The 4,943-nt window shown below is 57.7% G+C and carries 5 protein-coding genes and 2 pseudogenes; all 7 read right to left on the reverse strand.

Annotated features, from left to right (window positions below; genetic code table 11):
- A pseudogene (locus FHT69_RS34505) lies at window positions 1–200 on the reverse strand (IS110 family transposase); the annotation flags it as partial.
- 214 nt (window positions 201–414) lie between these two features.
- Window positions 415–672 (reverse strand): annotated as a pseudogene (locus FHT69_RS33870) (transposase); the annotation flags it as partial.
- 390 nt (window positions 673–1,062) lie between these two features.
- The gene (locus tag FHT69_RS33875) at window positions 1,063–2,088 is read right to left on the reverse strand and encodes an IS110 family transposase (RefSeq protein ID WP_097630276.1); all 1,026 of its coding nucleotides are present in this window, start codon (window positions 2,086–2,088) and stop codon (window positions 1,063–1,065) included.
- An 82-nt stretch (window positions 2,089–2,170) separates the two neighbouring features.
- Window positions 2,171–2,761, reverse strand: coding sequence for a DUF416 family protein (locus tag FHT69_RS33880; RefSeq protein WP_183906615.1), 591 nt, complete (start codon window positions 2,759–2,761; stop codon window positions 2,171–2,173).
- Window positions 2,762–2,959: 198 nt separating this feature from the next.
- Entirely contained in the window at window positions 2,960–3,808 is an 849-nt protein-coding gene (locus FHT69_RS33885; protein WP_246780799.1) for an NAD(P)-dependent oxidoreductase, read from the reverse strand.
- Window positions 3,809–3,861: 53 nt separating this feature from the next.
- Window positions 3,862–4,389 carry a GNAT family N-acetyltransferase gene (locus FHT69_RS33890; protein ID WP_183906616.1) on the reverse strand — a complete coding sequence of 176 codons (528 nt, stop codon included), beginning with the start codon at window positions 4,387–4,389 and terminating at the stop codon, window positions 3,862–3,864.
- Window positions 4,386–4,664 (reverse strand): DUF1778 domain-containing protein, encoded by a 279-nt coding sequence (locus tag FHT69_RS33895; protein WP_097596198.1) that lies wholly within the window; start codon window positions 4,662–4,664, stop codon window positions 4,386–4,388. Before FHT69_RS33895 ends, FHT69_RS33890 begins: the two co-directional genes overlap by 4 nt.
- Window positions 4,665–4,943 lie beyond the last annotated feature (279 nt).

Consider the following 4,943-nt stretch of genomic DNA (forward strand, 5'->3'; position numbering starts at 1 on the left):
GATGCATCGGATGGAATCTCTCCCTCCCGGCCGGATTCAGCGACAGCAATCGCATTCTTTAGTTTGGCAACATCGATTACGAACACTTCTCTATAGTCTGCCACGGCTCGTCCTCCTGTGATGAGGATCGGCTCGGCCTGTCCGAGCAACCCTCGGAAGACCAGTGCAGGGCGAGCCACCTCAGCTACGAAGACGGACATACGGTCTTACTGACGAGAGACAGTTGATCGACATTCTGTAAATCCAGGTCGAAAGCGGGCTTCGTGCCCGAAGAAGCTATTTGGAAACAGAATGTGCGGATCTCATCAGGGCCTGGCTACAACAGCAGTCCACTCGCGAGAGGCCGGATACATTTACGCAGACTGCTATCGTCGCAACCTAAAGCCCTTGCAATGACAGGGCGGACCATACATTTTTTGACAGCACGTCCTGAAGCATCGCCTTGTCCAGCGACGGGTCGGCAACAATCCGCTTCAGCTTGGCGTTCTCCTCCTCGAGCTGCCGCAACCGCTTCATCTCTGACGGCATCAGACCGGCATATTTTCTGCGCCAATTGTAGAAGGTCGCGTCCGAAATTCCTGCCTTGCGGCAGACCTCACCGATCGGCGTCCCGTCCTCCGCCTGCTTCAGAACAAAGCCGATCAGCGCTTCCGAAAACTTCGAGGCCTTCATCGAATTCTCCTCTTCTGCCCAACAGGGATCATAAGTGGAAAATTCCAGTTCCAAGTGGCCTAATTTGACGGGGGCACGTCAAGTTCAGATCACAAGCGGTTCAAAACCCCCGGGACTCGGCCTGATGAACTTTCAGTGGCATGTATGGACGGCCTCCGCGTGGCAAGGGGCAAGTTGGTGTTTCTGGCGGATTGGTCGGGTGCAGGCATGTATTCGGCCTTTGATTGCGGCGTGTTCATGCCGCTGGCCCTGATGTAGTCCGCGGATCGGATCCCAGACAGGTCAACGCGCTTTCAAGCGACACCCACTGATCGGGTTTCTCCAATCCCGGCTCGACCGTTCGCCATCACACCATCAGCACCTCACCAACTTCTGAATTGTCCCGAGTTATCAAAGGGCGGGGGCAGCCTCAAAGCGCCTGCCCGTCGCCATCAACGCCCAGACGATCCGCGCCATCTTGTTTGCCAAAGCAACAGCGACGATGTTGTACGGCTTCTTCGCCAGAAGCTCGGCAGCCCAACGCGTCGGCGCCGTTTTGCCGTTCCGGCTGAAGCGGAGGACCGCGTGCGCCCCGACGACGAGAAGCCGGCGGAGATAGGGATCGCCTTGTTTGCTGATCCTTCCGAGACGGTCTTTGCCACCCGATGAGTTCTGCCGCGGTACGAGGCCTATCCACGCCGCCAATTGTCGGCCGGATTTGAAGAGCGAGGCGTCTGTCACTGTCGCGGCAATTGCGCTGGCAGTGATCGGGCCAATTCCAGGGATCGTCTCAAGGCGACGGCTCAGTTCGTTCGAGCGATGCCAGGCATGAATTTGGCGATCCATCTCGCTGACTTTCTCGTGCACCTCCCGTAACTGCCCGACCAGCAAGAGAAGTGCAGACCGCGCAAGCGGCGGGATGACATCGTGATCACCATCTTCGACCAACGCGATAAGCTTTCCGACGCCGGCAATGCCTTGTCGCGTCACGACGCCGAACTCGGCCAAGTGGCCGCGCAAGGCGTTCACAAGCATTGTCCGCTGCCGGATCAAAAGCTCGCGGACCCGATGCAGCATCAGCACACTCTGTTGCTCTTCGCTCTTCACCGGAACGAAGCGCATAGTTGGCCGCGTCACCGCCTCGCAGATGGCCTCAGCGTCGGTCGCATCGTTCTTCTGCCGCTTCACGTAAGGCTTGACGTAAGACGCCGGCATCAACCGAGCCTCGTGACCCAGTGCCATGAGAACCCGAGCCCAGTGGTGTCCGGTCGCGCAGGCCTCGATTCCGATCAGGCACGGCGGCAATGCCTTGAAGAATCCAACGACATCGTCGCGGCGAAGCCTGCGGCGGCACACGATCGCGCCAGCACCATTGACTCCGTGAACCTGAAATACCTGCTTAGCGATATCCAGACCAATTGTGGTAACTTTCTCCATGGACGCCTCTCCTGATGTGGCTTCGACTGCCACACTTTGGCATATTGCGATGCCGGGAGCGGAGGCCGTCCACCACATCAGGTCAAAAGAACTCTCGCTCCTCTGGTTGAATTAGTTGTTCTCTGGAAGCCGCCGCGATCACGTCGGTGACTCGTCCTTGCAAGATCAATTCGTAGTCCCTTTTCTGCCGTACCAACTCACGCTGTACAATTGGATGAGCTAAAATCTCTGGCTCTTTTAGTTCATGCGCTTGCTTGCGAGAAAGATGGATAGCCGCTTGGTCCGCCGCCTCGTAGGCGCGGCGAAGCGCCCAAGTGGCTTCTTGTGCAGTTGCGTGTAGCTTTGTTCTGATCGAATAGCACAATGATGCGAAAGCATCTTCCGCAAGGGCATCTATAACCGTCCAAACGTGATCGTCCGGCGGCATCATCTCCATAATGCTTTCTAGCGCTTCCTCCCAAATGCCGCCGTGCCCATTTTCGCCGGGGGCTTCCCAAAGTTTTTCGATACATTTTGAAACCAAGGGATATCGGTCAAGACCGTACTCTTCACAATACCAAATTACATTGCCGATCTGGCGAGAGGCGCACGCTGTCGCCAGGACGGTTAGCTCATAGGACGGGAGTTGTCCAAGTCTCTGAAGCAACTGCTGTTCATCAAATCCTTCCATCATTTCCACCACTCCGCATATCGTGAATCTGGTACCACCAAGCTGCTCGATGCGGGCGGCACAAGCCGGACAAAAATCGCGGGAAACCGACAATCGGTACGGAGACTGTCCGGTTTTCTTGGCTTGGTCCAGAGCCGTAATTTCTGCATGCGGCCACAATGTTCGTCGGTTCGCCGCGCTCGAACGCCTCGACGTTGTCGATCAGCTGATCGACAAGCGAGTGGACCGCCTCGCGGTAGCCCACGCCACGTGCGGCGTCAGGATGAAGTTCGGCAGGTCGAGTAGGCGCATGAGAGGATGATCGTGGGCCGGAGGCTCGGTGGTGACGACGTCGAAGCCAGCGCCGCTGATCTGTCCAGTTCTCAATGCGTGTTCCAGCGCCGCCTCGTCAAATAGACCGCCGCGCGCGGTGTTGATCAAGAGCGGCCGCCTGGCCATCTGTGCGAACTCCGCGGTCGAGATCATGTTGCGGGTCGAAGGCATCAACGGCGAGTGCAAGGTGATGATGTCGCTGACCTCGAGGACCTCCTCGAAAGGCGTATAGAGCGGCCCCATTCCCTTGGTGCCCTTGTAGTCGGAAAAGAGATCCTTCATCCCGAAGGCACGGCCAATGTCCGCCACCGAGCGTCCAAGCGCACCGTCACCGATGACACCGAGCGTCGAACCGGCGAGATCGTTGATCGGGAAGTCGAAGTAGCAGAACTGGTTTGCTTCCTGCCAGCGTCCGGCCTGTACCGAGTTGCGATAGGCGAGAAGACTGCGGCGAAGCGCAAGGATTAGAGCGAAGGTATGTTCGGGAATCGTATTGACCGCGTAGTTGCGGATGTTCGAGACCGTTACTTCGCGCTGTGCGCATGCGGCGACGTCGACGACGTCGGTTCCCGTGGCCGCAACGGCGACCAACTTGAGGTTGGGAGCAGAAGCGATCGCCGGACCTCGTACAGGAGCCTTGAAGGCCGCTTCGGCCTCTTTCCTCTCTAGACGGCTGCTGGGGCTCCCGGCTTTCCAGATGGCAATTGTGGTAGAGCTAGTCCTTAAGCTGATCGCCATGATGCAACAGTTCGCTTTCGGCGAAATCAATCGTGTCCCCGCGCCTTAGGGGATCAAAGAAGACGTTTAGCCCGCAAGTCGGCCGCGAAGGTGATGAGCGGCATCACGAGAGTCAGCGGCTTGTCCTTCAGCGGTTCGGCGCCATAGGAAGCGTACCAGTTGGCGGCGCGCTCGCCTTTGGCATCGATGATCAATAGAAGTCCCCCGCCCTCTCCTGCAAGTCGTAGGCAGCGGAGCGCTGCGGCGGCTAGGAGCTGGCCTCCCAATCCCTGTCCGGAAAACGCTCGGTCGGTAGCCAATCGCGCGAGCTTGAAGCCCGGCACATCATGGCGGGCAAGACCGCGTGTCATTGCATCAGGCACAGTTGCGTGCTCGACTGCCGAAGGCGCGATTGTATAGAACCCAAGAATGCGGTCGCGCACTGCGTCGTCGATAGCACAGAAGGTCTTCGAGGCATTCTGCTCATGGCTTTGTCGAGCAAAGCGGAGCAGGAACTCGTTCATCTGAGCGTCGCCGCAATCGAAGGCCGCCCGACCGTGAGACTTGGCGATCGGTTCCTCATGCCATGCAGGTAAAGTCATAGGCTGTCCGGCAAACCGGCAATCGCCGCGCGCAGCTTGGCGTTGGGTTTGGGCGGATTTTCCAGAAGCTCAAGAATGCGAAGATGATCGCGCTCTGACACTTTGATCGTTTCGGCTTCTTCGATCACAGCTTCTGCTTCTCGCAGTGCGGATTGGGTTACGAAATTCGTCAGATCGGTATTACGAAGTGCCGCAGCGCGCACGAGCTTAGCCTTGGCCGTGGCAGGCACCCTCAAACTCATACGCTCACTGTTCTCGTTCGCTATACTCGGCATGTCAGCCTCCATCTCTCAATGAAATATAGGCGAAACTCCTCTCGGCGTCAATGGTGTGCGCCTTCAAGGCGTACACGGCGGATGGGAGCAGTTCTATATCTTCTTGGCTTGCCTCAGGGCTTGCAGAACGTTGGGTGTTGGTTTTCACGCGGAACGGAGCCGGTTAGGCGCATAAGGGGGTGCTGACGAAAACTTGGACCACCAAGGAGGTAGTTCATGTATTCCTACGCAGACAGACTTCGAGCGGTTGAGCTCTATATCCGGCTGGGCAAGCGACTT

This window comes from Rhizobium sp. BK008 (assembly GCF_014197345.1).
In the GTDB taxonomy this organism is placed as follows: domain Bacteria; phylum Pseudomonadota; class Alphaproteobacteria; order Rhizobiales; family Rhizobiaceae; genus Rhizobium; species Rhizobium anhuiense.